Origin of the sequence: Pseudoduganella sp. R-32, from assembly GCF_049913245.1 — a bacterium.
Taxonomy (GTDB): Bacteria; Pseudomonadota; Gammaproteobacteria; order Burkholderiales; family Burkholderiaceae_D; genus Rugamonas.
Window position 1 is genome coordinate 1,665,746 of record NZ_CP183987.1, and the last position, 24,732, is coordinate 1,690,477.

Here is a 24,732-nt window from a genome sequence, read left to right on the forward strand (position 1 = left end):
CATGCTGCTCTGGCTTGCACAAATCCTGCAGGACGATATCGGGGCTTTCCGCCTCTTTAACTACATTACTTTCCGTGCCGTGATGGCTACCATCACGGCACTGCTGATCGGCCTGATCGCCGGTCCCGCCGTGATCCGCAAACTGACCGTCATGAAATACGGCCAGGCGGTGCGCACGGACGGTCCGCAGACCCACCTGAAGAAGCACGGCACCCCGACCATGGGCGGTGTGCTGCTGCTGATCGCCGTCGGCATCGCCACCGTGCTGTGGTGCGACTGGTCGAACCGCCTGATCTGGCCGGTGATGGTCGTGACCATGGGTTTCGGCGCCGTGGGCTGGGTCGACGACTACCGCAAGGTGGTGCGCCAGGACCCGGAAGGCATGCGTTCGGCTGAAAAATACTTCTGGCAGTCGCTGGTCGGCATCGCCGCCGCGCTGTACCTGGCGTTTTCCGTGTCGGCGCCGACACCGGCCAAGGTATTCGAGCTGTTCTTCCAGTGGGTGCAGTCGGGCTTTTCGATGGACCTGCCGCCGAAGGCCGACCTGATCGTGCCCTTCGTGAAAACCATCAGCTATCCGCTGGGCGTGTGGGGCTTCATCGCGCTGACCTATTGCGTGATCGTCGGCACCTCGAACGCGGTGAACTTCACCGACGGCCTGGATGGCCTGGCCATCATGCCGACCGTGATGGTCGGTTCGGCCCTGGGCCTGTTCGCCTACCTGACCGGTTCCGCGACGTACTCGAAATACCTGTTCATCCCGCACATCCCTGGCGCTGGCGAGCTGATCATCTTCTGCGGTGCGATGGCGGGTGCCGGCCTGGCCTTCCTCTGGTACAACGCGCACCCTGCACAAGTGTTCATGGGCGACGTCGGCGCACTGGCGCTGGGCGGCGCACTCGGCACGATCGCCGTGATCGTGCGCCAGGAAATCGTCCTGTTCATCATGGGCGGCATCTTCGTTGCGGAGACGGTCTCGGTGATCATCCAGGTGGGCTGGTTCAAGTACACCAAGAAACGCTATGGCACTGGCCGCCGCGTGTTCCTGATGGCGCCTTTGCACCACCATTTTGAACAGAAGGGTTGGAAAGAGACCCAGGTCGTCGTGCGCTTCTGGATTATCACGATGATGCTGGTCCTGGTTGGCCTGTCTACTCTGAAGCTGCGCTGATGATCTATAACGGCAAAATTGCACTGGTTCTGGGGCTCGGCGAATCGGGCCTGGCGATGGCGCACTGGCTGGCGCGCTGCGGCGCGCTGCTGCGCGTTGCCGACACGCGCCCGGTGCCGGACCGTCTGCCGCTGCTGCGTGAGCAGCTGCCGGGCACGCAGTTCATTTCCGGACCGTTCAATGCGGCCCTGCTCGATGGCGTGGACTTCGTCTGCGCCAGCCCGGGTCTGGGTCCGAACAAGGAACTGGCCGAGATCATCCCGGCCGCGGCCGAGAAGGGCATTCCCGTCTGGGGCGAGATCGAACTGTTTGCCCAGGCGCTGAAATGGCTGAAGGAAGACCGCGCCTATGCGCCGAAAATCATCGCCATCACCGGCACCAACGGCAAGACCACCGTCACCAGCCTGACCGGCCAGCTGTGCGAACGCGCCGGCCTGTCGGTGCGCGTGGCCGGCAATATCAGCCCGGCCGCACTAGACGTGCTGCGCGAAGTGATGGAGAGCGATACCCTGCCACAAGCCTGGGTGCTCGAGCTTTCCAGCTTCCAGCTGCACACGACTTACAGCCTGAACGCCGATGCCGCGACCGTATTGAATGTGACCCAGGACCACCTGGACTGGCACGGCAGCATGCAGGCCTATGCCGACGACAAGAAGCGCATCTTCGGCGAAGACACCGTGCGCGTGCTGAATCGCGACGACAAGTGGACCATGGCGATGGCCAACCCGACCGGCGAAAACGTCACTTTCGGCACCGATGCGCCGGAACTGGCGCACAGCTTCGGCCTGGTCAACGAGCGCGGCGTGTTCTGGCTGGCGACTGCCGAGCCGGCCGACGACGCCGAACCGCCGAAGCGCCGCAAGAAAAATGATCCGCCGCCTCCGCCTGTGGAGTGCTACGCCAAGAAGCTGATGCCGGCCGATGCCCTTCAGATCCGCGGCACGCACAACGCGTCCAACGCGCTGGCCGCGCTGGCCCTGTGCCGCGCCATCGGCCTGCCGTTTGCGCCGCTGCTGCATGGCCTGCGCGAGTACAAAGGCCAGCCGCACCGCGTCGAGCTGGTGGCCTCGATCAATGGTGTTGACTACTACGACGATTCGAAGGGCACCAACGTGGGCGCTACCGTTGCCGCGCTGGTTGGCCTGGGCCAGTCCTTCGGCGGCGAGCAAAAGCTCATCGTGATCGCCGGCGGCGACGGCAAGGGCCAGGAATTCGACCCGCTGGCCGGACCGGTGCGCCGCTTCGTGCGCGCCGTGGTCCTGATCGGCCGCGATGCGCCGGCCATCCGTTCAGCGCTGGAGCCAACCGGCGTGAAGATGGAGGATTTCGCGACGCTGGAAGAGGCGACCAAGCGCGCGGCCGCGCTGGCCCACGCCGGCGATGCCGTGCTGCTGTCGCCGGCCTGCGCCAGCCTGGACATGTTCAAGAACTACGCGCACCGTGCGCAGGTGTTCATCGACACCGTGCGCGAGATCGCACTTGATGCGGGGCAGGAGATCTGATGGCAATCCAGCTTCCATTCCGCTTCGGTGGCGCCGAGTCCCCAGCTCCGCTGGATGGACGCGCACGCCATTCGAAGATGATGGATTACGACCAGCCGCTAGTCTGGTCGGTGCTGCTGCTCATGCTGTTCGGGATGGTAATGGTGTATTCGGCTTCGATTGCGCTGCCGGATTCGCCCAAGTTCGCCGCCTATAAGAATCACTACTTCGTGCAGCGCCAGGCGATATTCATTGCCATTGCCATCGTGGCCGCCGCCGTGTCCTTCCGCGTGCGCGTGGAAGACTGGCAGAAGGCGGCGCCTTATCTGTTCATCGCAACGCTGGTGGCGCTGGTGCTGGTATTGATTCCCGGCCTCGGCGTGAACGTGAACGGTGGCCGCCGCTGGCTGTCGCTCAAGGTGTTCCAGTTCCAGCCGTCCGAACTGATGAAGCTTTTCATCGTGCTGTATGCGGCGGACTACACCGTGCGCAAGCAGGAATTCATGCACCGCCTGTCCAAGGGCTTTGCGCCGATGGCGCTGGCGGTGGCTTTCGTCGGCCTGTTGCTGCTGCTGGAACCAGATCTTGGCGCCTTTGGCGTGATCGTTTGCATCGCCATGGGCATCCTGTTCCTGGGCGGCGTCAATGCGGTCTGGTTCGGCGGCATTGCCGGCATGCTGGTGACGATTTTCGTCGCCATCATCTGGCTGTCGCCATTCCGCCGCGCGCGTTTGTTCGCCTACCTGAATCCCTGGGAAGAGGAGAACGCGCTGAACAAGTCCTACCAGCTGACCCACTCGCTGATTGCCTTCGGCCGCGGCGAGATCGGCGGCGTGGGCCTGGGCGCCAGCGTGGAAAAACTGCACTACCTGCCGGAAGCGCATACCGACTTCCTGCTGGCGGTGATCGGCGAGGAGCTGGGCATGATCGGGGTGCTGGTCACCATCGGCATGTTCTACTGGATCGTCAAGCGCGCTTTCGACATCGGCCGCCAGGCCATCGCCATGGACCAGACCTTCGCCGGACTGGCCGCCAAAGGCATTGGCATCTGGATCGGCGTACAGACATTTATCAATATGGGCGTGAACCTCGGCTTGCTGCCAACCAAAGGCCTGACCTTGCCGCTCATGAGCTATGGCGGCACCGGCATCATCATCAACTGCGTGGGCCTGGCGATTTTGCTGCGCATCGACTTCGAGAACCGCCAGATGATGCGGGGAGGGCGGGTATGAGCAAGCGCCTGATGATCATGGCAGCCGGTACCGGCGGCCACATTTTCCCCGGCCTGGCGATCGCCCAGGCCATGCGCGCCCGTGGCTGGGAAGTCACCTGGCTCGGTACGTCGCATGGCATGGAAACGGAGCTGGTGCCGAAGCACGGCGTGGAAATGGACGTGGTCCACTTCAGCGGCATGCGCGGCAAGGGCCTGGCGCACAGCATCGGTGGCGCGTTCAAGATGATTGGCGCGTTCGTGGATTGCTTCCGCTTCATCGGCAAGCGCAAACCGGACGTGGTGCTGGGCATGGGCGGCTATGTCTGCGTGCCGGGCGGCGTCATGGCGAAACTGCGCGGCGTGCCCCTGGCGCTGGTGAATGCCGATGCCGGCCTGCTGCTGTCGAACAAGACATTGGCGCCGATGGCGAAAAGGGTTTTCTTCGGCTTCACGGCCGATTTCGGCTCGGTAGCGGGCAAGGCCGTCGTTACCGGCAATCCAGTACGCAAGGAAATCCTGGCGCTGCCGGCGCCGGAGCAGCGCTTCGCGGGCCGCGATGGCGTGCTGCGCATCCTGGTGGTGGGCGGCAGCCTGGGGGCCAAGGCGCTCAACGATGCGCTGCCGGCGGCATTGGCGCTGATCGCGCCGGAACAGCGTCCGCTGGTGACCCACCAGTCGGGCAAGAAGAATATCGAAGCCCTGCGCGCGGCTTACGCGCAGGCGCATGTGGAAGCAAACGTGGTCGATTTCATCGACGACATGGCGGGCGCCTACGCGCAGGCGGACATCGTGATCTGCCGCGCCGGCGCGATCACCGTGTCGGAACTGACTGCCGCCGGGGTAGCCAGCGTGCTGGTTCCCCTGGTGGTCTCGACGACCAGCCACCAGCGCGACAACGCGCAATGGATGGCCAAGCAGGGCGCGTCGATCCACATGCCGCAGACGGAATTGAATTCGGAAAGCCTGGCAGCACTGTTGCAGACCTTGAACCGGAGCACTTGCCAGAAGATGGCGTCCGCAGCGCTTGCAGTGGGCAAGCGCGATGCGAATGACGCCATCGCACAAGAATTGGAAGCACTAGCATGAAACATAAAGTAAAGAACATTCACTTCGTCGGCATCGGCGGCAGCGGCATGAGCGGCATCGCCGAAGTGCTGGTAACGCTGGGCTATAACGTCTCCGGCTCGGACCTCGGTTCGAACGCCGTGACCCAGCGCCTGGTCGACATGGGCGCCACCGTGCACCAGGGCCATGACGCCAGCTATATCGGCAACGCCGACGCGGTCGTCACCTCGACAGCCGTGAAAGAAGACAACCCTGAAGTAATCGCCGCGCGCGCCCGCAAGATCCCTATCGTGCCGCGCGCCGTCATGCTTGGTGAACTGATGCGCCTGAAGCGCGGCATCGCCATTGCCGGCACCCACGGCAAGACCACCACCACCAGCCTGGTGGCGTCGGTGCTGGCCGAAGGCGGCCTGGACCCGACCTTCGTGATCGGCGGCCGCCTGACCGCAGCCGGCGCCAACGCCAAGCTGGGCTCCGGCGAATACCTGGTGGCCGAAGCGGATGAATCGGACGCCTCGTTCCTGAACCTGACCCCAATGATCGAAGTCATCACCAACATCGACGCCGATCACATGGAAACCTACGAGCACGATTTCGAAAAGCTGAAGCAGGCTTTCGTGCACTTCACGCATCGCCTGCCTTTCTACGGCCGCGCCATGCTGTGCATCGACGACCCGCATGTACGCGCCATCATCCCGCAGGTGACCAAGCCGGTGACGACCTACGGCTTTGCGGAAGATGCTGAAGTGCGTGCCGTCAATGCGCGCGCCGTCGGCACCCAGATGCACTTCACCGTGCTGCAGGAAGGCTTCCCGGACCTGGACATCGTGCTGAACCAGCCCGGCATGCATAACGTGCAGAACGCCTGTTCCGCAGTCGCCATCGCGCGTGAAATCGGCGTGCCGGATACGGCAACGCAAGCCGGCCTGGCAGGCTTTGCCGGCGTCGGCCGCCGCTTCACCAAATACGGCGAAGTCGCGATCCCGTCGGGCGGCAGCTTCACCCTGGTGGACGATTTCGGCCACCACCCGATTGAAATGGAAGTCACCACCGCCGCTGCGCGCGCCGCCTATCCGGGCCGCCGCCTGCTGCTGGCTTTCCAGCCGCACCGCTACAGCCGCACGCGCGACCTGTTCGAGGACTTCGCGAAAGTCCTGAGCACCGTCGACGTGCTGGTCCTGTCCGATGTTTATGCAGCGGGCGAGGCGCCGATCGTGGCAGCCGACGGCCGTGCCCTGGCGCACGCGATCCGCGCGCGCGGCAAAACTGAACCGGTATTCGTCGAAAACATCGCCGACATGCCGGAAACAATCATGAACGTGGTGCGCGACGGCGACGTCGTGCTCACGATGGGCGCAGGTTCGATCAGCGGCGTCCCTGCAAAACTGACGAACTGGAAGGCTTGACGCGATGACGAAACTGACTGCACAAGAAGCGCAAGCATTCGGCAAGGTGGGCGTGCTGATGGGCGGCCTGTCGGCCGAGCGCGACGTGTCCATCATGTCCGGCACCGGCGTGCTGGCGGCCCTGCAATCGCAGGGCGTAGACGCCCACGCCTTCGACCCGGGCCAACGCTCGCTGGCTGAACTGGCCGCCGAAAAATTCGACCGCGTGTTCATCGCGTTGCATGGCCGCTACGGCGAAGACGGCAGCATCCAGGGCGCCCTGGAACTGCTGGGCATCCCGTACACCGGCTCCGGCGTGATGGCCAGCTCGGTGGGCATGGACAAGATCACCACCAAGATCCTGTGGCTGCGCGAAAACCTGCCGACCCCGGAATACGCGGTGCTGGGCGCCGATTCCGACCTGGACGCGGAAGCCGCGCGCCTCGGCCTGCCATTGATCATGAAACCGCCGCATGAAGGTTCGACCATCGGCATCACCAAGGTGAGCGACAAGGCCGGCCTGAAAGCCGCCTATGACGCCGCCGCTGCGCTGGATGACTGCGTGCTGGCCGAAGAATTTGTGGAAGGCCGCGAGTTCACCGTTGCCGTGCTGGGCACCGGCAAGGATGCGCGTGCGCTGCCGATCGTGGAAATCGTGGCGCCGCAAGGCAACTACGACTACCAGAACAAGTACTTCACCGACGACACCAAGTATTTCTGCCCGCCGCAACTGGACCAGGCGATGCAGGACGAGATGCAGCGCCTGGCCGTAGCGGCCTATCGCGCCGTCGGCTGCGAGGGCTGGGGCCGGGTCGACGTGCTGCTGCGCGCCAAGGACCATAAGCCTTTCCTGCTGGAAGTGAACACCTCGCCAGGCATGACCAGTCATTCGCTGGTGCCGATGGCCGCCCGCGCGACCGGCGTAAGTTACGAAGAGTTGTGCGTGGAAATCCTGCGCACCGCGCGACTGAAGCTGAAGAAGTAAGGACGGAAAAGACCTATGTGGCACGACGTCAAAGCCTTGAATGCATCCGCCAGCGGCCTGTTCGCGCTGTCGGTGCTGGCTTGCGCCGTCGCCGGCGTGTGGTGGGTGGCGAATCGTCCTGTATTCGATTTGCGCGCTATCCGCGTTGAAACCATGGACAAGTCCGAGTTCAAGCACGTGAATCACCTGACGCTGCGCAACGGCACTCAGGGCCGCCTGGCCGGCAATTTTTTCACCGCCGACCTGGAGCAGGTACGCAAGGTGTTCGAGTCGGTGCCGTGGGTGCGCCGCGCCAGCGTGCGGCGCGAGTGGCCGAACCAGCTGATCGTGTCGCTGGAAGAGCATGAAGCGCTTGGCACCTGGGGCGAAGATGGACGGCTGCTGTCGGTAAAGGGCGATGTGTTCACCGCCAACCTGGCCGAAGCGGAAGAGGATCACGAGCTGCCGGAGTTTTCCGGTCCGGATGGCAGCGAAAAGGAAGTGCTGGCGCGTTACGGCGAGTTGAAGACATGGTTTGCGCCGGCCAGCCTGGTGCCGAAGAGCGTCGCCCTGTCGGGACGCTATGCGTGGACGGTGAAGTTGGACAACGGCGCCAGTGTGGCGCTGGGACGCGAGGCAACGCATGACACCCTGCATCAACGGGTGATGCGCCTGGTCGGAATCTGGCCGCAGATTTCCAGCCGCGTGCCGAATATTGAAACGATTGATATGCGCTACCAGAACGGCCTGGCTTTGAGCGCAGCGGGACTGAAGATCCCGTCAGATACGAAGAAACGTTGAAAGCAGGGCATAGAGATGACTAAAGACGCTAAAAACCTGATCGTCGGCCTCGACATCGGCACCTCCAAAGTGGTGGCCGTGGTGGCCGAGGTGATGGGCGATGGACGCCACGAAGTGATTGGCCTGGGCCAGCACGAGTCCAGCGGCCTGAAAAAGGGCGTGGTGGTGAACATCGAGGCGACCGTCGAATCGATCCAGCGCGCGCTGGAAGAGGCGGAACTGATGGCCGACTGCAAGATCCGCAACGTGTACGCGGGCATTGCGGGCAGCCATATCCGCAGCTTCAACTCCAGCGGCATGGTGGCGATCAAGGACAAGGAAGTCACGGCCACCGACGTGGCGCGCGTGATCGAGACCGCCAAGGCAGTCAACATCCCGACCGACCAGCAGTTGCTGCACACGGTGCCGCAGGAATTCATCGTCGACTCGCAGGACGACGTGCGCGAGCCGATCGGCATGAGCGGCATCCGCCTGGAAGTGAAGGTGCACATCGTCACCGGCGCGGTGAGCGCGGTGCAGAACATCGTCAAGTGCGTGCGCCGCTGCGGCCTGGAAGTATCGGACCTGATCCTGCAGCCGATGGCCTCGGCCGACGCCGTGCTGACCACCGACGAGAAGGAACTGGGCGTGGTGCTGATCGACATCGGCGGCGGCACCACCGACGTGGCGGTCTTCAGCGACGGCGCGATCCGCCATACGGCCGTGATCCCGATCGCCGGCGACCAGATCACCAACGACATCGCGATGGCGCTGCGCACCCCGACCGGCGAAGCGGAAGAAATCAAGATCCGCTACGGCGTAGCCAAGCAGGTGCTGGCCGATCCGGGCGAGCACCTTGAAGTGCCGGGCCTGGGCGACCGTGGTCCGCGCAACCTGTCGCGCCAGGCGCTGGCGGCGGTGATCGAGCCGCGCGTGGAAGAACTGTTTGCGATGGTGCACCAGGTGGTACGCGAGTCCGGCTACGAGGGCGTGCTCTCGTCGGGCATCGTGCTGACCGGCGGCACCTCGATCATGCCGGGCATGGTGGAGATGGCGGAAGACATCTTCCTCAAGCCTGCGCGCCTGGGCACCCCGGATTACCGCGGCCAGCTGGCCGACGTGGTGCGCAGCCCGCGCTATGCAACCGTGTTGGGCCTGTTGTTGGAAGCTAAGAAGCAGTATCTGCGCGGCCACATCGTGACGCGCCAGGATGGATCAGTGAAGGCAGTTTGGCAGCGCATGAAGGAATGGTTCCTGGGTAACTTTTAAGACAATTTTTGAATAATAAACCCCTGCAGTTTTCAATCTCCAGTTCTCCTACCCATATGAGGCCTGGCGCTTGAAAACCGCATTCTAGATAGGAGTAAATCATGGAGTTTGATATGGTTGATAACGCAACACTGGGAACGGTCATCAAGGTCGTCGGCGTTGGCGGTGCAGGCGGCAATGCCGTCCAGCACATGATCAACAAGGGCATGAGCGGCGTGGAATTCATCGCTGCCAATACCGACGCACAAGCGCTGGCCGCCTCCAAGGCAAGCAACATTATCCAGATCGGCGCGAGCGGCCTGGGCGCGGGCATGAAGCCTGAGATCGGCCGTGCGCTGGCAGAAGAATCCCGCACCCGCATCGAAGATGCGCTGCGCGGCGCGCACATGGTGTTCATCGCTGCCGGCATGGGCGGCGGAACCGGCACCGGCGCGGCGCCGATCGTGGCGGAAATCGCCAAGCAGCAGGGCGCACTGACCGTGGCGGTGGTCTCCAAGCCGTTCTCGCACGAAGGCCAGAAATGCCTGGACATCGCCGAAGCGGGCCTGGAAGCGCTGTCGCAGAACGTCGACTCGCTGATCGTGATCTGCAACGAGAAGCTGGAAGAAATCTACGAAGACGAGTCGCTGATCGAGTGGCTGCAGCACGCTGACGACGTCCTGAACAACGCCGTAGCCGGTATCGCCGAAATCATCAACGTGCCTGGCCACATCAACGTCGACTTCAACGACGTGAAGACCATCATGGGCGAGCAGGGCAAGGCGATGATGGGTACCGCCACCGCTTCCGGCGTGGACCGTGCACGCGTGGCGGCCGAACAGGCGGTTGCCTCCCCGCTGCTGGACGGCGTCGACCTGGCGGGCGCACGCGGCGTGCTGGTCAACGTCACCGCATCGCGCGGCCTGAAAGGCAAGGAAATCAAGGAAGTCATGGCTGCCGTGCGCGCCTTCGCCGCACCGGATGCGTCGATCGCACAAGGCATCGCCTACGACGACGCGATGGGCGACGATATCCGCGTGACCGTGGTGGCGACCGGCCTGGGCAAAGCCAAGAAGCACGTGCAACTGGTACCGCAGCAGCAACTGCGCACCGGCACCCACGGCGGCAACCCGCTGAACGTCAACGCAGGCCTGGGCGGCGGTGCAGCAACTGCAGCAGTGGGCGGTTTCGGCAACGCAGGCTTCTCCGGCGTGTCCGCCGACGTGCAGAAACAGCCAGCCGTATGGCGCCGTGAATCGGCCACCGAGCAGGTGAACGCACTGGCCAAGTCGGGCATGGAAACCTACGACATTCCTGCCTTCCTGCGCAAGCAGGCTGACTAAATAGGGTCAGCCGCGCCGCCGGATCACGCGTCCGGCGGCGCGGAGTTATACTAGGCATTCAGGGCTACCCGCGCACTGCGCGGTTTTTTATTTTCAGAACCGGTAAACCGGTGTCTGACCCGCAGGGTCAGACACTGACCTGCGGCAGGCGCCTACCGGTTTTCAACAACAGGAGAAAAAGAATGACCATCAAGATCGGCGACAAACTGCCGGAAGGCCAACTGTCCGAATTCATCGAAACCGAGACCGAAGGCTGCTCCCTCGGCCCGAACACCTTCAATGTGCAGGACATCGCCAAGGGCAAGAAGATCGCGATCTTCGGCCTGCCAGGCGCCTACACCCCAACCTGCTCCGCACAGCACGTACCGGGCTACGTCAAGCACGCTGCCGAACTGAAAGCCAAGGGCGTGGATGAAATCTGGTGCATCTCCGTGAACGACGCCTTCGTGATGGGCGCATGGGGCCGCGACCAGAAAGCCACCGGCACCGTCCGTATGATGGCTGACGGCAACGCTGCTTACTCCAAGGCTCTGGGCCTGGACGCAGACTTCTCCAAGTTCGGCATGGGCACCCGCTCCCAGCGTTACTCGATGCTGGTGGAAGACGGCGTGGTCAAGCAACTGAACGTCGAGCAAGGCGGCAAGTTCGAAGTGTCGAATGCCGAAACCATGCTGGGCCAGCTGTAACCCCTGGATTACTCCGCTAGAGACGGCGCTTCGGCGCCGTTTTTCGTTTCGTCTTTCGTTTTTGCGCGCGACTTGCGCTTCTTGGGCGCCAGCATGACGCCGGTGCAGGACGGGGCGCCGCAGTAGCAGGCGAACTCCTTCTTCACCTTGGCGGTGTGGCGGGCTTCGTAGATCAGCCCGTAGTTGTAGTTCAGTTCTTCGCCTTCGGCGATGTCGCGCAGGGAGCAGATGTAGACGCGGTCGTCTTCGTCTTCTTCCGCCTCGCAATTAGGTTCGCAGGAATGGTTGATGTAGCGCGCCTCGTTGCCGCCCGAACCGCCGTCGATCAGCATGCCGTTGTTCAGGCTGAAGAAGAAGGTATGGCCGATCGGACCGCCTTTCTCCTCGGTACGGCGGCAGCACTCTTCCCAGTCGACGATCTCGCCGGTGTATTCGATGATGCGGGTGCCGGCAGGGATCATCCGGCGCGCAAATACGCCGCGCCCATGCACGGGCGACTCATGGACCACGTAGAGTGGCTCGACATCTTCGATCACTTCGACAAGTTGGGCTTCTGTGTTCATCATGCCATCATAACCCGCCACGAAATCATTCGTGATTTCTTTCGGAAAGCGGGAACAATTCCAGCGCGGATTTGTCTCATCGTTTTTGCATTTTGGGACGCTGACATGAATCGCAATGAACTTCACGACCTGACGCGGATGCGCATCAGCGAAGGTAAAAGCCTGCTGGACGCGGAATTTTATGCAGGCAGCTACTATTTGTCGGGATACGCGATCGAATGTGGGCTGAAGGCCGCCATCGCGAAACAGCAGGAGCGCCACGAATTTCCAGACAAGCGATTGGCAAACGAATGCAATACCCACAATTTGCGGACGCTCGTGAGATTAGCCGGCTTGCAGCTCGAGCTCGAGGAAGAAATTCGTTCCAGTGCAGCGTTCGCTGAAAATTGGTCCGTAGTTCGCAAATGGAGTGAGATCGCGCGCTACGAAGTCAACGTGCCTGCGCAAATGGCGCGATGCATGTACGTCGCATGCGCTGGCCATCTGAAAGGAGTACTACCATGGATACAGAAGCACTGGTAGAGGGACAAATGACGCAAGAAATGATCGCTGGCGGACGCAAGTTCCTTCAGCAACTGGACCAGGAAGGGCTAAAGCCGGTTTCCATGTACTGGGAATATGATGAAGAGTGCCGTGAATGGCTGCTCCAGGTCATCATCAAACAAATGGATATAGAGGACAACTTCAAGGTTCTTCGGAGGGTGTTCAAGGCACTGGATGCCTTGCCCGAAGTGAAGGAGCTGTTGAGGCCTGACTACTTTGACGTGAGGGGGGCAATGGATCCCGGTTATAAGTTGTCACGGCAGCGAATGCCTTATGGCCGAGGCGCGAGCGATCGCGAGTGGGCAAACCGGGACTTCTACTGTTACCGGCTAAGCTGACACAGCCTCAGCAGCAAACCCTTTCTTTCAGTACAATGGACGACCCGGCAACGCTTTTGGGCCTTCCATCGTGACTCCGCAACAAAAAGAAAACCTGCAAGCCATTTACGCCATGGTGGCCGCGGTCGCCATGTTCTCCCTCATGGACGCTTCCATGAAAGTGCTGGCCGCGCGCTATCCGGCAGTACAGGTGACTGCGTTGCGATGCATGCTTTCAATGCCCCTGGTGTGCGCATTCATGGCCTATCGCGGCAAGTTCACCGGCATTTTCAAGGTGCGCTGGCCGTTGCACCTGCTGCGCGGCGCCGTCGGCATTGCGATGCTGTCGCTGTTTGCCTACGCGTTGAAGTCGCTGCCCCTGGCAGATACTTACGCCATCTTCTTTATCGCACCGGCGCTGGTGACCGTGCTGGCGGTGTTCATCCTGAAAGAAAAAGTCAGCCTGGGGCAGTGGGTGGCGATCTTTGTCGGCCTGGGCGGCGTGCTGGTGGTGCTGCGTCCGGACGGCACCAACTTCGCGTCGATCGCCGGCCTGGCGGTGCTGGCCTCGGCCGTCTGCTACGGCATTTCCGCGATTGCTGGCCGTGTGCTGGCCAAGACCGACGCGCCCGAGCATGTGATGTTCTGGGTGCTGACCTTGATGGGCATCGGCGTGGCGCCGCTGGCCATCAATGCCTGGGTGAGCATCGACTGGTCGTTGTGGCCTGCCATGGCGGCCTTGGCGGTAAGCGGCTTCTTCGGCCAACTGGCGCTGACGCGCGCCTTCAGCATGGGCAAAGCTTCGATTGTGGCGCCGTTCGAGTACACGGCGCTGGCCTGGGGCGTGGGCATCGACTGGCTGCTGTGGCATACGCTGCCGGATGCTTACACACTGGTCGGCGCAGCCATCATCATCGGCTCCGGCATCTACCTGGTGCGCCGCGAGACCGAACATGCCGAGGCTGAGCATCCGTAAGCGGGGAAGGGCGCAGGGCGCTATAATCCTTGCATGCTGAAACAACGAACCATCAAAGAAATCGTCCGCACCACAGGTGTCGGCCTGCACTCCGGTACCAAGGTCGAGTTGACCTTGCGCCCAGCCGAGCCGGATACCGGCATCGTGTTCCGCCGTGTGGACCTGGACCCGCAGGTTGTCTTCCCGACAAGGGCTGACATCGTGGGCGATACCCGCATGGCAACTGTGCTGATGAAGGACGGCGGCCGCGTCTCGACCGTCGAACACCTGATGTCGGCCTGCGCGGGCCTGGGCATCGACAACCTGTACGTCGACGTCACGGCGGAAGAAATCCCGATCATGGATGGTTCGGCATCGTCCTTCGTCTACCTGCTGCAGCAGGGCGGCGTGCAGGAGCAGGAAGCGCCGAAAAAGTTCATCAAGGTGAAAAAGCCGATCGAAATCCGCGAAGGCAAGGGCGCCGCTGAAAAGTGGGCGCGCCTGGTGCCGCACGACGGCTTCAAGCTGGACTTCTTCATCGAATTCAATCACCCGGCGGTGGACGGTACGGCGCAGCGCGCGACCGTCGACTTCGGCGACGTGTCTTATATTCAAGCCATCGCCCGCGCCCGCACCTTCGGCTTCATGCAGGACGTGGAAATGCTGCGCGGGATTGGCCTGGCGCGCGGCGGCTCGCTGGAAAACGCCATCGTGATGGACGAATACCGCATCCTGAACCAGGATGGCTTGCGCTACGACGACGAATTCGTGCGTCACAAGATCCTCGACGCGATCGGCGACCTGTACATGGTTGGTCACCCGATCATCGCCAGCTACGAAGCCCACAAATCCGGCCACGCCCTGAACAACCAGCTGCTGCGCGCCATGCTGGCCGACCCGGATTCCTACGAACTGGTCACCTTCGACTCCCTCGACACCGCCCCGCCGTCCTACGCCAAGCAGATGTCGCGCGAGTGGGCCTACCTTTAATTTAGTTCTCCTGCTCTGCTTGCCAGACCGGCCTTCCGTTAGCAATACTGACAGTATTGCAACGGGAGGACGCCATGATGCAGATCACCCTTGAGGTTAGCGACGAAGTCGATCGCATTATTTCCGATATCGCCGATCGAAATGGCCTGCCACGCGGCTTAGCAATAGGCAGGGCCCTTGCGCTTCTCGCCATCGCGGATGAAGAGCAAACAAAGGGCAATTCACTCGCTATTGTTGATGCGGAGTTCAATCCGCTACACCGCTTGGTCGGAATCTTTTGATGCAATCGGGCCGAATGAACGGTCAGCAGCATGCCGACATAGATGTCGCCCAGCACTTGCCATGGTCTGCGACGGTTGCTGACATCAGCCCTGGGGCGCGACTAACGTTTGCAAAACAAGTCCTTGGTTGTTTGGCGATCATTTGTATTGGGATCATGGTCGCGTATGGGCTAGATCCAGATAATTCCGCACTCCAGGCCATGTTTGAGCTAGTGAAAATCGGCGCTCTGCCGATTGTGACCTTGATGGTTTCGTTCTACTTTCCGATCAGGAAATAGCAGGTCAGCCGCGGCGGCGGGCAACCAGGCGCCGCATCGCTTCGATCAGCGGCTCGTTGGCGGCGGTCGGCTCCAGTTTCTGGCTTAGCTCGTCGAAGGAATTGACGGCCGTTTCGGGCAGCCTCAGGCCTTCCCCGCTCGGCCCCACGTGGGCGATCCCTTTCGGCATCTGCACCCGGAAGCGGATATTGTTTATCTGCCATCCATTTGCGTTCAGCGCTTCCTGCAGCTTTGGCACTTGCTGCTTGAGCTTGGCTGCCACGGCCGTGTTCGGCACGGCCAAAGTCAGCTCACCACCGTCAAAAGCAAAGATTTCACAGGTTTTAAAGGCTGATGGCAGCACTTCACGGCAGTCTTGTTGTAATTTAGCCATGCGCTGCACGGCCGGCAGCAAAGCGGCCAGCCGTGCGTTGCCGAGCAGGAAATTGGTCGCTTCCTGCGGGGCGTGCTTGCGGTTGGTGAAGGAAAATGCCATACCGCCATTTTACAGTGGCGGCCCCAGCCGGTGAATTTTTCATCGCTAGCCTATTGTTATATAGGTCAAGATCCCAACCTTGCTACGAACGCATGATAAAATCACGCACTTTTGCCATTGGCGGACCCGAGGAAGAATTTAAGAAATGTCCTTACTGACCCAGATTTTCGGCAGCCGCAACCAGCGTCTGCTTAAGCAATACCAAAAAACGGTAAAGGCGATCAACGCCCTGGAGCCGGAGTTTGAAAAGCTGTCGGATGCCGAGCTGCAAGCGAAAACGCCTGCCCTCAAGGAACGCGTTGCCAATGGCGAATCGCTGGACAACCTGCTGCCGGAAGCCTTTGCCGTCTGCCGCGAAGCTTCCAAGCGCGTGTTCAAGATGCGCCACTTCGACGTCCAACTGATCGGCGGCATGGTATTGCATTACGGCAAGATCGCCGAAATGGGCACCGGTGAAGGCAAAACCCTGACCGCGACCCTGCCAGCCTACCTGAATGCACTGTCCGGCAAGGGCGTGCACATCGTGACCGTCAACGATTACCTGGCACAGCGCGACGCCGAGACCATGGGCAAGCTGTACCGCTGGCTGGGCCTGTCCTGCGGCGTGAACTTGTCGCAGATGCCGCACGCCGACAAGCAGGAAGCCTACGCGTCCGACATCACCTACGGCACCAACAACGAATTCGGTTTCGACTACCTGCGCGACAACATGGTGTTCGAAGCCAGCGAGCGTGTGCAGCGCACCCTGAATTTCGGCATCGTCGACGAAGTGGACTCGATCCTGATCGACGAAGCGCGTACCCCGCTGATCATCTCCGGCCAGGCCGAAAACCACACTGACCTGTACCACAAGATCAACCTGGTGCCGCCGCAACTGACCCTGCAAGTCGGCGAAGAAACCGCGGACGGCAAAGGCAAGATCGAAATCCCTGGCGACTACACCAAGGATGAAAAAGCGCACCAGGTGCTGCTGACCGAAGCCGGCCACGAAAAGGCCGAAGCGATCCTGACCAAGATGGGCCTGCTGCCGGAAGGCGCTTCCCTGTACGACTCCGCCAACATCACCCTGGTGCACCACCTGTACGCTGCCTTGCGCGCGCACGTGCTGTACTTCAAGGACCAGCACTACGTGGTGCAGAACAATGAAGTGGTGATCGTCGACGAATTCACCGGCCGCCTGATGACTGGCCGCCGCTGGTCCGACGGCCTGCACCAGGCAGTCGAAGCCAAGGAAGGCGTCAAGATCCAGAACGAGAACCAGACCCTGGCCTCGATCACCTTCCAGAACTACTTCCGCATGTACGGCAAGCTGGCCGGCATGACCGGTACCGCCGACACCGAAGCCTACGAATTCCAGGAAATCTACGGCCTGGAAACCGTGGTGATCCCGCCGAACCGTCCGTCGCAGCGCAAGGACCGCCAGGACCAGGTGTACAAGTCCAACGCCGAAAAGTACAACGCGATGATGCTTGACATCCGCGACTGCTACGAGCGCGGCCAGCCAGTGCTGGTAGGTACCACCTCGATCGAGAACTCCGAACTGCTGTCCAGCATCCTGGACAAGGCCGAGCTGCCGCACAACGTGCTGAACGCAAAACAGCACGCCCGCGAAGCTGAAATCATCGCCCAGGCGGGTGCGCCGAAAGCCATCACCATCGCCACCAATATGGCCGGCCGTGGTACCGACATCGTCTTGGGCGGCAGTATCGAAAAGATGATCCAGATCATCGAAGCCGACCCGGAGCTGAGCGATGCAGATAAAGCCGCCAAGGCGCAGCACCTGCGTTCCGGCTGGCAGTCGCTGCACAACCAGGTGGTGGCGGCAGGCGGCCTGCACATCGTCGGTACCGAACGCCACGAATCACGCCGCGTCGACAACCAGCTGCGTGGCCGTTCCGGCCGCCAGGGCGACCCGGGCTCTTCGCGCTTCTACCTGTCGCTGGACGACCCGCTCCTGCGCATCTTCGCCGGCGACCGCGTGCGCGCGATCATGGACCGCCTGAAGATGCCGGAAGGCGAACCGATCGAAGCGGGCATCGTGTCCCGTTCCATCGAATCCGCGCAGCGCAAGGTTGAAGCCCGCAACTTCGACATTCGTAAGCAGCTGCTGGAATACGACGACGTCGCCAACGACCAGCGCAAGGTGATCTACTCGCAGCGCAACGAACTGCTGGAAGCGACCGACATTTCCGAAACCATCATGAACCTGCGCCATGGCGTGTTCACCGACGTGGTGCGCACCTATGTGCCGGAAGAATCGGTGGAAGAGCAGTGGGACATCCCTGCGCTGCAGAAGACGCTGGCGCAAGAGTGGATGCTCGAGGTCCCGCTGGTCGAAATGATGGAGAAGGAAAGCAGCATCACCGACGACGACATCGTCGAACGTGTGATTGCCGCAGCCGATGCCGCATATCAGGCCAAGGTCGATATCGTGTCGAAGGAAGCCTTCGGCGGCTTCGAGCGCAATGTCATGCTGCAGTCGGTGGACACCCACTGGCGCGAGCACCTGGCAGCGCTGGATCACCTGCGCCAGGGCATCCACCTGCGCGGCTACGCGCAGAAGAATCCCAAGCAGGAATACAAGCGCGAAGCGTTCGAACTGTTCGGCACCATGCTGGACATGATCAAGAACGACGTGATTCGCATGGTGATGATGGTACGCATCCAGTCGCGCGAAGAAGTCGAGGCAGCGGAAGCGGCCATGAACCAGTCGCACGTCGAGAACGTCCACTACCAGCACGCCGACTTCAACCCGAACGCGGCGCCGGAAGAACTGCTGGCGCCGACCGCCATGCCGGCCGGCGAGCTGGACGCGGCGATCAGCCAGGGTTTCAAGGTCGGCCGCAACGACCCATGCCCATGCGGCAGCGGCAAGAAGTTCAAGGCTTGCCACGGCAAGCTGGCTTAAGCCTGAAAGCCCCCAACTAACGGCCCGGCCGCGCAAGCGCCCGGGCCGTTTTGTTTTGTGACGCCAATCAGCAACTACGTCACTTGACGTATGGGCCATCGCGTTCAGCCTCTTTACCCTGTTCACAAGCAGCAACACTTTCAAACTTGTGACAAGAGGACTGGCATGCAAACGATGATCAAGCTCTCCGTATTACTCAGCGCAGCCGTGGCGTCGTTGGCGCACGCGGGCGCCACCATTCCCATCGGCGAAGACAAGTCCATCAGCGTAGGCTTTGGAGCGCGTGGCAGCTTTACCAGCGAGAAGGACGGAGCGCCGGACGGGAGCTCGCGCTCGAACGACTTCAACCTGGACAGCGCGCGCCTGTTCTTCGGCGCCTCCCTGAACAAGAACATCAAGGGCATGCTGAACACGGAATGGGATGGCGACCAGATCCGGGTGCTGGATGCTGCCGCGCAGTTTGCCTTTTCGCCGGAGTTGAATATCTGGGCCGGCCGCCTTTTGTCGCCGAGCGACCGTGCGAATATGGCCGGTCCCTATTATTCGCTCGGTGGCGGCTACTGGGCGGGCGTGGCTTCGCGCTACGGCTACAACGGCGGCATCTTCCGTGGCCGCGATGACGGCGTGGTGGCCTGGGGTAATGCGGCCGAGGGCAAGCTCGGATACTCTTTCGGCGCGTTCGAGGGCCACACCTTCGGCATCGGCAGCCTGACGCAGAAGGAGGCCAAGGCGGCAGGCATCAAGGCCGACGACAGCCTGATGTATGCGGGCCGCGTGCAGTACGACTTCTGGGATGCCGAGCCAGGCTACTACGGCACCGGCAACTACCTCGGAACCAAGGATATCCTGGCCATCGGCCTGGCAGGCCGCTACCAGAAGGATGGTGTGCTGACCATCGCCAAGACCGGCGACTACAAGGCCTGGAACCTGGACTTCCTGCTGGAGAAACGCATCGGCGCCGGCGCGGTGTCGGTGGAAGCAGCCTACTACAACTACCGCAACGGCGACGTCATCCTGGCGGAACAGGGCAAGGCGTGGTCGACCGGCCTCGCTTACGTATTCAACCTGGCGCCAGGCCAAGGCAAGCTGCAGCCTTTCGTCCAATTCCAGAAGTTCAAGCCTGATAACAACATCGACGTCAAGCAGTCGGACATCGGCCTCAATTACATCATCGATGGCTACAACGCGCAGTTGAGCGCCAAGTATTCGAAGACAGAGACCGTTGCCGCCGCCGACCAGTCGAAGTTCGTCGTCGCGCTGCAAGTCCAATACTAAGCACCATCCTTCCACTATCAGAAGAGGTAACCATCATGCAAACTCGCCGTCATTTCATCGCCTCCCTGACCCGCATCGCGGCGGCTGCCGCCATGTTGGGTGGCAGCTTCGCGGCGTACGCTGCCGATACCATCAAGGTCGGCATCCTGCACTCGCTGTCCGGCACCATGGCGATTTCCGAAACGTCGCTGAAGGACGTGGCCTTGATGGCCATCGACGAAATCAACGCCAAGGGCGGGGTGCTGGGCAAGAAGCTGGAGCCGGTGGTGGTCGATCCGGCGTCGAACTGGCCGTTGTTCGCCGAAAAGGCGCGCCAGCTGGTAGCGAAAGACAAGGTGGCCGCCGTGTTCGGCTGCTGGACTTCGGTATCGCGCAAGTCCGTGCTGCCAGTATTCAAGGAGTTGAACGGCCTGCTGTTCTACCCCGTGCAATATGAAGGGGAAGAACTCGAGAAGAATGTGTTCTATACCGGCGCGGCGCCGAACCAGCAGGCGATTCCCGCGGTCGAATACCTGATGAGCAAGGAGGGCGGCGGGGCCAAGCGCTTCGTACTGCTCGGCACGGACTATGTGTACCCGCGCACCACCAACAAGATCCTGCGCGCATTCCTGAAGAGCAAAGGCGTCAAGGACAGCGACATCGAGGAAACCTACACCCCGTTCGGCCATTCGGATTACCAGACCATCGTCGCCAATATCAAGAAGTTTTCGGCCGGCGGCAAGACCGCGGTGATCTCGACCATCAATGGCGATTCCAACGTGCCCTTCTACAAGGAGTTGGGCAATGCCGGCCTGAAGTCAACGCAGGTACCGGTCGTCGCCTTCTCGGTGGGTGAAGAGGAACTGCGCGGCGTGGATGCCAAGCCGCTGGTCGGCCACCTCGCCGCCTGGAACTATTTCGAGTCCGTCAAAAATCCGGTGAACGATGCCTTCATCAAGAAATGGAAGGCTTATGCCGTTGCGAAGAAGCTGCCGAACGCGGCGACCGCGGTGACCAACGACCCGATGGAGGCAACCTATGTCGGCATCCATATGTGGGCGCAGGCCGTGGCGAAGGCGAAGTCCACCGATACCGACAAGGTGATCGCGGCAATGGGCGGCCAGTCCTTCAGCGCGCCATCCGGATTCACGCTGACCATGGACCCGAGCAACCATCACTTGCACAAGCCGGTGATGATCGGCGAAATCAAGGCTGACGGCCAGTTCAGCGTGGTGTGGAAGACCAGGGAACCGATCCGCGCCCAGCCCTGGAGCCCGTTCATTCCGGGGAACGAAGGCAAGCAAAAGCTGTAAGCCGTGATGCCGGCGGCTGCTGCGCGCAGTCCGCCGGACTTGATTACTGGAGACTTCCCCATGATGTATTCCGCTGTGCGCCGGCTGCTGGCTGGCATTGCGCTTTACCTGCTTGCCGGGGCCGCGCCGGCGGCCATTGCGCCAGCCATGCTGCAGCCGCTGGCTGGCGACGATCCCGACGCGCGGGTGGCGGCAGTCGCTGCCATCGGCGCGCTCGGCACGCCGGAAGCGGCGGACGTACTGCGTGCTTTGAAGGACGATGCCTTGTACCTTTTGCCCGACGGGCGGGTGGCCAGCCTTGCGCCGTCGGCGCCAGCGCCAGAAGGTGCGTCGGTCATTGTCGTCAATAACCGCCTGCGCGCCGCCATCGAGACGGCCCTGTCGGGCATGGATCTGCTGGCACCCGGGACGGCACAGCGCCTGGTGGCCGCGCGTGCCTTGCTGGGCCAGGAATTGGACCCGGCCCAGGTGGCGCTGGTGCAGCGCGCCCTGCAGGGTGAGCAGGACGGGCAAACGCGATCGGCGCTGCAACTGTTGCTGGCCCTGGCCAGCTTGCAGGCGCCGCAGGCTGGCGAACGTGCCGCAGCCGCGCGCCAGTTGGGTGAACTGGGCGGCAGCGCGCAGCGCGCGCCGCTGCAGGCCAGGCTGGAGCAGCCATCCGCCGAATCTGATGCCGCCGTTCGCCTGGCGCTAACGGACGCCGTGAAGGCGATCGACGCCAGGCAAGCGCGCACTGAGCTGGTCGGCAACCTGTTTTATGGCATGTCGCTGGCCAGCGTACTGCTGCTGGCGGCATTGGGGCTGGCCATTACCTTCGGCCTGATGGGCATCATTAATATGGCGCACGGCGAATTGCTGATGATCGGCGCCTATACGACTTACCTGGTGCAATCGCTGTTCCGCCACTACTTGCCGCAGGCGGTCGAGCTGTACCTGCTGGCGGCGCTGCCTGCTGCATTCGCCGTGGCGGCGCTGGTGGGCATGGCGCTGGAACGCACGGTGATCCGCTGGCTGTACGGACGCCCGCTGGAGACCTTGCTGGCGACCTGGGGCATCAGCCTTGTGCTGATGCAGGCCGTGCGCACCCTGTTCGGCGCGCAGAACGTGGAAGTGGCCAATCCGGCCTGGATGTCGGGCGGCATGACGGTACTCGGATCGCTCGTGCTGCCTTACAACCGCATCGCGATCATCGTGTTTGCCGTGCTGGTGACGGCCGGCGTCTGGCTGCTGCTGAATGGCACCCGCCTGGGCCTGTTCGTACGTGCCGTCATGCAGAACCGGCGCATGGCGGGCTGCGTTGGCGTGCCGACAGGCCGCATCGACATGCTGACTTTCGGGCTGGGCTCCGGCATTGCGGGGCTGGGGGGCGTAGCCTTGTCGCAGCTGGGAAATGTGGGGCCGGACCTCGGACAGTCCTACATCATCGATTCGTTCATGGTGGTGGTGCTGGGCGGCGTCGGCCAACTGGCCGGCACCGTGATTGCCGCCCTGGGGCTTGGTGAAGCCAACAAATTACTGGAGCCGGTGGCGGGCGCCGTCCTGGCCAAGATCGCCATCCTCGCCTTCATCATCATCTTCATCCAGCGCCGGCCGCAAGGGCTGTTCGCTGTCAAAGGCAGGAGCGTTGAATGAACAAGCTGTTTTCCCGCCGCGCCTGGTGCGCTCTCGCGTGCCTGGTGGTGCTGGCAGCCTTGCTGCCGGCATGCAACCTCGCCTTCGCGCCTGGACATGCGCTGCATGTGCCGGATTACCTGGTCGGGCTGGCCGGCAAATTCATGTGCTATGCCATGGCGGCGCTGGCGCTCGACCTGGTGTGGGGCTACACCGGCATCCTGTCGCTGGGCCATGGCCTGTTCTTTGCCTTGGGCGGCTATGCGCATGGCATGTACCTGATGCGCGCCATCGGCCGCGACGGCGTGTACCAGAGCGCTCTGCCCGACTTCATGGTCTTCCTCGACTGGAAGGAGCTCCCCTGGTACTGGGCCATGACGGACAGTTTCTGGTACTGCCTGGCGCTGGTGGTCCTGGTGCCGGGCGCGCTGGCCTTCGTGTTCGGCTACTTCGCTTTCCGTTCGCGCATCAAGGGCGTGTATTTTTCCATCATTACGCAAGCCCTGACGTATGCCTTCATGCTGCTGTTCTTCCGCAACGATACCGGCTTCGGCGGCAACAACGGTTTCACCGATTTCAAGCGCATCCTCGGCTACAGCATCACGGCGCCGGCCACCAAGGCAGTGCTGTACCTGGCGACACTGGGGTGCCTGGTGGGCGCCCTGCTGCTTTGCCGCTGGATCGTGGCCTCGCGCCTTGGCCGTGTGCTGCAGGCCGTACGCGATTCGGAAGCGCGCCTGATGTTCATCGGCTATAACCCGCTGTGGTTCAAGCTGTTTGTCTGGACCCTGTCGGCAGTCCTGTGCGCGATTGCCGGCGCGCTGTACGTACCGCAAGTGGGCATCATCAATCCGTCGGAAATGTCGCCGGCCAACTCGATCGAAATGGTGGTCTGGGTGGCGGTCGGAGGGCGCGGCACTTTGCTGGGCGCGATCCTCGGCGCTTTCACCGTGAATGGCCTGAAAAGCTGGTTTACCGCTGCCTTCCCGGACCTGTGGCTGTTTGCCCTCGGGCTGTTGTTCATCCTGGTGACGCTGCTGATGCAGAAAGGCCTGCTGGGACTGCGCCTGCCGCGGCGCCCCCGACGCGCTGCACAGGCGCCTAGGCAGGAACTGGAGGAGGTGGCATGAAGGTCGCGCAAGACAATCGGCTGGACACCAGCCATGGCGCCATTCTCTACCTGGAGGACGTGACGGTCGAATTCGACGGTTTTCGCGCCCTGAACAAGCTCAGTCTCGATATCTCCGTGGGCGAATTGCGCTGCATTATCGGCCCCAATGGCGCCGGCAAGACCACGATGATGGATGTCATCACCGGCAAGACGCGCCCCAGCTCCGGCAGCGCATGGTTCGGCCAGCGCCTCGATTTGTCGGCGCTGACGGAATACCAGATCGCGCAAGCCGGCATCGGCCGCAAATTCCAGCGGCCTACGGTCTTCGATTCGCACACGGTATTCGAGAACCTGGAGCTGGCCATGAAGATGGACAAGCGCGTGCGGCCCACGCTGTTCGCGCGCCTGGGCGGCGAACAGCGCGACAAGATCGACGCCATCCTGCGCCAGGTCCGCCTGGAAGGGCAGGCGCAGCGCCAGGCCGGGCTGCTCTCGCACGGCCAGAAGCAATGGCTGGAAATCGGCATGCTGCTGATCCAGGATCCCCAATTGATCCTGCTCGACGAGCCGGTGGCCGGCATGTCCGACGCCGAAACGGCGCGCACCGCGGAATTGCTGGATGAATTGCGCGGCAAGCATTCCATCGTAGTGGTGGAGCACGATATGGGCTTCGTGGCCGAAATCGCCCAGGGCGGCAAGGTGACGGTGCTGCACGAAGGCGCGGTGCTGGCGCAGGGGCGCATGGACGAAGTGCAGGCCGATGAACGGGTGATCGAAGTCTACCTGGGACGCTAGGA

Annotated in this window: 23 protein-coding genes; 21 read left to right on the forward strand and 2 right to left on the reverse strand. The window is 62.2% G+C overall.

Translation table 11 applies throughout. From position 1 onward, the window contains the following. Window position 1 precedes the first annotated feature (1 nt). The 10 genes from mraY to ACN9MU_RS07905 all read left to right on the forward strand — a co-directional run bounded on the left by mraY (window position 2) and on the right by ACN9MU_RS07905 (window position 11,336). Entirely contained in the window at window positions 2-1,171 is a 1,170-nt protein-coding gene (gene mraY / locus ACN9MU_RS07860) for a phospho-N-acetylmuramoyl-pentapeptide-transferase (protein WP_426169312.1), read from the forward strand. Next, the gene (murD, locus tag ACN9MU_RS07865; protein ID WP_426169314.1) at window positions 1,171-2,673 is read left to right on the forward strand and encodes a UDP-N-acetylmuramoyl-L-alanine--D-glutamate ligase; all 1,503 of its coding nucleotides are present in this window, start codon (window positions 1,171-1,173) and stop codon (window positions 2,671-2,673) included. Before mraY ends, murD begins: the two co-directional genes overlap by 1 nt. Beyond that, window positions 2,673-3,884: a putative lipid II flippase FtsW gene (gene ftsW, locus ACN9MU_RS07870; protein WP_426169316.1), complete on the forward strand. Its 1,212-nt coding sequence runs from the start codon at window positions 2,673-2,675 to the stop codon at window positions 3,882-3,884. Before murD ends, ftsW begins: the two co-directional genes overlap by 1 nt. Then, window positions 3,881-4,951, forward strand: coding sequence for an undecaprenyldiphospho-muramoylpentapeptide beta-N-acetylglucosaminyltransferase (gene murG / locus ACN9MU_RS07875; RefSeq protein ID WP_426169318.1), 1,071 nt, complete (start codon window positions 3,881-3,883; stop codon window positions 4,949-4,951). Before ftsW ends, murG begins: the two co-directional genes overlap by 4 nt. Beyond that, the gene (gene murC / locus ACN9MU_RS07880) at window positions 4,948-6,336 is read left to right on the forward strand and encodes a UDP-N-acetylmuramate--L-alanine ligase (RefSeq protein ID WP_426169320.1); all 1,389 of its coding nucleotides are present in this window, start codon (window positions 4,948-4,950) and stop codon (window positions 6,334-6,336) included. Before murG ends, murC begins: the two co-directional genes overlap by 4 nt. 4 nt (window positions 6,337-6,340) lie before the next feature. Next, the gene (locus ACN9MU_RS07885) at window positions 6,341-7,300 is read left to right on the forward strand and encodes a D-alanine--D-alanine ligase (RefSeq protein WP_426344395.1); all 960 of its coding nucleotides are present in this window, start codon (window positions 6,341-6,343) and stop codon (window positions 7,298-7,300) included. A gap of 15 nt (window positions 7,301-7,315) precedes the next feature. Beyond that, entirely contained in the window at window positions 7,316-8,080 is a 765-nt protein-coding gene (locus ACN9MU_RS07890) for a cell division protein FtsQ/DivIB (RefSeq protein ID WP_426169324.1), read from the forward strand. Between the two features lie 15 nt (window positions 8,081-8,095). Beyond that, a complete protein-coding gene (ftsA, locus tag ACN9MU_RS07895; RefSeq protein ID WP_055932698.1) occupies window positions 8,096-9,328 on the forward strand; it encodes a cell division protein FtsA in 1,233 nt (410 codons plus the stop codon). A gap of 101 nt (window positions 9,329-9,429) precedes the next feature. Beyond that, window positions 9,430-10,650, forward strand: a complete 1,221-nt coding sequence (gene ftsZ / locus ACN9MU_RS07900) for a cell division protein FtsZ (protein ID WP_426169327.1) — start codon at window positions 9,430-9,432, stop codon at window positions 10,648-10,650. A 182-nt stretch (window positions 10,651-10,832) separates the two neighbouring features. Beyond that, window positions 10,833-11,336, forward strand: a complete 504-nt coding sequence (locus tag ACN9MU_RS07905; RefSeq protein ID WP_426169330.1) for a peroxiredoxin — start codon at window positions 10,833-10,835, stop codon at window positions 11,334-11,336. A gap of 8 nt (window positions 11,337-11,344) precedes the next feature. Here ACN9MU_RS07905 and ACN9MU_RS07910 read toward each other — a convergent pair whose 3' ends face one another. Then, a complete protein-coding gene (locus tag ACN9MU_RS07910) occupies window positions 11,345-11,899 on the reverse strand; it encodes an SET domain-containing protein (RefSeq protein ID WP_426172139.1) in 555 nt (184 codons plus the stop codon). A gap of 105 nt (window positions 11,900-12,004) precedes the next feature. On the opposite strand from ACN9MU_RS07910, the gene ACN9MU_RS07915 reads away from it, so the two are divergent. The 5 genes from ACN9MU_RS07915 to ACN9MU_RS07935 all read left to right on the forward strand — a co-directional run bounded on the left by ACN9MU_RS07915 (window position 12,005) and on the right by ACN9MU_RS07935 (window position 14,985). Then, a complete protein-coding gene (locus tag ACN9MU_RS07915; RefSeq protein ID WP_426169333.1) occupies window positions 12,005-12,421 on the forward strand; it encodes a hypothetical protein in 417 nt (138 codons plus the stop codon). Then, a complete protein-coding gene (locus tag ACN9MU_RS07920) occupies window positions 12,400-12,780 on the forward strand; it encodes a hypothetical protein (RefSeq protein ID WP_426169335.1) in 381 nt (126 codons plus the stop codon). Before ACN9MU_RS07915 ends, ACN9MU_RS07920 begins: the two co-directional genes overlap by 22 nt. A 112-nt stretch (window positions 12,781-12,892) precedes the next feature. After that, complete coding sequence (locus ACN9MU_RS07925; RefSeq protein WP_426337629.1) at window positions 12,893-13,735, forward strand: DMT family transporter; 843 nt, start codon at window positions 12,893-12,895, stop codon at window positions 13,733-13,735. Between the two features lie 33 nt (window positions 13,736-13,768). Continuing rightward, complete coding sequence (gene lpxC / locus ACN9MU_RS07930) at window positions 13,769-14,704, forward strand: UDP-3-O-acyl-N-acetylglucosamine deacetylase (RefSeq protein WP_426169338.1); 936 nt, start codon at window positions 13,769-13,771, stop codon at window positions 14,702-14,704. A 74-nt stretch (window positions 14,705-14,778) separates the two neighbouring features. Continuing rightward, a complete protein-coding gene (locus ACN9MU_RS07935) occupies window positions 14,779-14,985 on the forward strand; it encodes a hypothetical protein (protein ID WP_426321539.1) in 207 nt (68 codons plus the stop codon). Between the two features lie 282 nt (window positions 14,986-15,267). On the opposite strand, the gene ACN9MU_RS07940 is transcribed toward ACN9MU_RS07935, so the two are convergent. Further along, complete coding sequence (locus tag ACN9MU_RS07940; RefSeq protein WP_426169344.1) at window positions 15,268-15,738, reverse strand: DciA family protein; 471 nt, start codon at window positions 15,736-15,738, stop codon at window positions 15,268-15,270. 145 nt (window positions 15,739-15,883) lie between these two features. Between ACN9MU_RS07940 and secA the strand changes: the two genes are divergently transcribed. From secA to urtD, 6 genes are all read left to right on the forward strand, one after another. Continuing rightward, window positions 15,884-18,646: a preprotein translocase subunit SecA gene (gene secA, locus ACN9MU_RS07945; RefSeq protein WP_426344396.1), complete on the forward strand. Its 2,763-nt coding sequence runs from the start codon at window positions 15,884-15,886 to the stop codon at window positions 18,644-18,646. Between the two features lie 165 nt (window positions 18,647-18,811). Further along, on the forward strand, window positions 18,812-19,921 hold the full coding sequence (locus ACN9MU_RS07950; protein WP_426337104.1) for a porin: 1,110 nt from the start codon (window positions 18,812-18,814) through the stop codon (window positions 19,919-19,921). Window positions 19,922-20,013: 92 nt separating this feature from the next. Next, window positions 20,014-21,213 (forward strand): urea ABC transporter substrate-binding protein, encoded by a 1,200-nt coding sequence (gene urtA / locus ACN9MU_RS07955; RefSeq protein ID WP_426172143.1) that lies wholly within the window; start codon window positions 20,014-20,016, stop codon window positions 21,211-21,213. A gap of 63 nt (window positions 21,214-21,276) precedes the next feature. Further along, window positions 21,277-22,845 carry an urea ABC transporter permease subunit UrtB gene (gene urtB / locus ACN9MU_RS07960; RefSeq protein ID WP_426344875.1) on the forward strand — a complete coding sequence of 523 codons (1,569 nt, stop codon included), beginning with the start codon at window positions 21,277-21,279 and terminating at the stop codon, window positions 22,843-22,845. After that, window positions 22,842-23,954, forward strand: coding sequence for an urea ABC transporter permease subunit UrtC (gene urtC, locus ACN9MU_RS07965; protein ID WP_426344397.1), 1,113 nt, complete (start codon window positions 22,842-22,844; stop codon window positions 23,952-23,954). Before urtB ends, urtC begins: the two co-directional genes overlap by 4 nt. Beyond that, entirely contained in the window at window positions 23,951-24,730 is a 780-nt protein-coding gene (urtD, locus tag ACN9MU_RS07970; protein WP_426169354.1) for an urea ABC transporter ATP-binding protein UrtD, read from the forward strand. The genes urtC and urtD overlap by 4 nt, the downstream gene beginning before the upstream one ends. Window positions 24,731-24,732 lie beyond the last annotated feature (2 nt).

Coding starts and splice junctions, on each gene's coding strand:
- mraY (WP_426169312.1), top strand. CDS start 2: ATGCTGCTCTGGCTTGCACAAATCCTGCAGGACGATATCGGGGCTTTC.
- murD (WP_426169314.1), top strand. CDS start 1,171: ATGATCTATAACGGCAAAATTGCACTGGTTCTGGGGCTCGGCGAATCG.
- ftsW (WP_426169316.1), top strand. CDS start 2,673: ATGGCAATCCAGCTTCCATTCCGCTTCGGTGGCGCCGAGTCCCCAGCT.
- murG (WP_426169318.1), top strand. CDS start 3,881: ATGAGCAAGCGCCTGATGATCATGGCAGCCGGTACCGGCGGCCACATT.
- murC (WP_426169320.1), top strand. CDS start 4,948: ATGAAACATAAAGTAAAGAACATTCACTTCGTCGGCATCGGCGGCAGC.
- ACN9MU_RS07885 (WP_426344395.1), top strand. CDS start 6,341: ATGACGAAACTGACTGCACAAGAAGCGCAAGCATTCGGCAAGGTGGGC.
- ACN9MU_RS07890 (WP_426169324.1), top strand. CDS start 7,316: ATGTGGCACGACGTCAAAGCCTTGAATGCATCCGCCAGCGGCCTGTTC.
- ftsA (WP_055932698.1), top strand. CDS start 8,096: ATGACTAAAGACGCTAAAAACCTGATCGTCGGCCTCGACATCGGCACC.
- ftsZ (WP_426169327.1), top strand. CDS start 9,430: ATGGAGTTTGATATGGTTGATAACGCAACACTGGGAACGGTCATCAAG.
- ACN9MU_RS07905 (WP_426169330.1), top strand. CDS start 10,833: ATGACCATCAAGATCGGCGACAAACTGCCGGAAGGCCAACTGTCCGAA.
- ACN9MU_RS07910 (WP_426172139.1), bottom strand. CDS start 11,899: ATGAACACAGAAGCCCAACTTGTCGAAGTGATCGAAGATGTCGAGCCA.
- ACN9MU_RS07915 (WP_426169333.1), top strand. CDS start 12,005: ATGAATCGCAATGAACTTCACGACCTGACGCGGATGCGCATCAGCGAA.
- ACN9MU_RS07920 (WP_426169335.1), top strand. CDS start 12,400: ATGGATACAGAAGCACTGGTAGAGGGACAAATGACGCAAGAAATGATC.
- ACN9MU_RS07925 (WP_426337629.1), top strand. CDS start 12,893: ATGGTGGCCGCGGTCGCCATGTTCTCCCTCATGGACGCTTCCATGAAA.
- lpxC (WP_426169338.1), top strand. CDS start 13,769: ATGCTGAAACAACGAACCATCAAAGAAATCGTCCGCACCACAGGTGTC.
- ACN9MU_RS07935 (WP_426321539.1), top strand. CDS start 14,779: ATGATGCAGATCACCCTTGAGGTTAGCGACGAAGTCGATCGCATTATT.
- ACN9MU_RS07940 (WP_426169344.1), bottom strand. CDS start 15,738: ATGGCATTTTCCTTCACCAACCGCAAGCACGCCCCGCAGGAAGCGACC.
- secA (WP_426344396.1), top strand. CDS start 15,884: ATGTCCTTACTGACCCAGATTTTCGGCAGCCGCAACCAGCGTCTGCTT.
- ACN9MU_RS07950 (WP_426337104.1), top strand. CDS start 18,812: ATGCAAACGATGATCAAGCTCTCCGTATTACTCAGCGCAGCCGTGGCG.
- urtA (WP_426172143.1), top strand. CDS start 20,014: ATGTTGGGTGGCAGCTTCGCGGCGTACGCTGCCGATACCATCAAGGTC.
- urtB (WP_426344875.1), top strand. CDS start 21,277: ATGTATTCCGCTGTGCGCCGGCTGCTGGCTGGCATTGCGCTTTACCTG.
- urtC (WP_426344397.1), top strand. CDS start 22,842: ATGAACAAGCTGTTTTCCCGCCGCGCCTGGTGCGCTCTCGCGTGCCTG.
- urtD (WP_426169354.1), top strand. CDS start 23,951: ATGAAGGTCGCGCAAGACAATCGGCTGGACACCAGCCATGGCGCCATT.